General features: G+C 57.3%; 1 protein-coding gene. It reads left to right on the top strand.

Translation table 11 applies throughout. The features are described 5' to 3' along the window. A partial coding sequence (locus B3849_RS05640) for an ABC transporter permease subunit (protein ID WP_286779901.1) occupies positions 1–218 on the top strand: 218 nt, incomplete at both ends.

The raw sequence follows: 218 nt of genomic DNA, 5'->3' as shown, positions 1-218 counted from the left end.
TCACGGTTAAAGGCATTCTGGCTGGTCACGATACCTTTGTCTCGCAACGGGATCATTGCGGGGTGTTTCCTGGTCTTTATCCCCGCGCTGGGCGAATTCGTTATCCCGTCTTTGTTGGGGGGGTCAGGGACGTTGATGATCGGCAAGGTCTTGTTCGAGGAGTTCTTTAACAACCGCGACTGGCCCGTCGCGAGCGCGGTGGCGGTGATCCTGCTGCT

The sequence above is a fragment of the Sulfitobacter sp. UBA4523 genome (assembly GCF_002388305.1).
GTDB classification, from domain to species: Bacteria; Pseudomonadota; Alphaproteobacteria; order Rhodobacterales; family Rhodobacteraceae; genus Sulfitobacter; species Sulfitobacter pontiacus.
The sequence above is the reverse complement of the archived record's forward strand: the minus strand, read 5'-3'. Positions and strand labels throughout refer to the sequence as shown.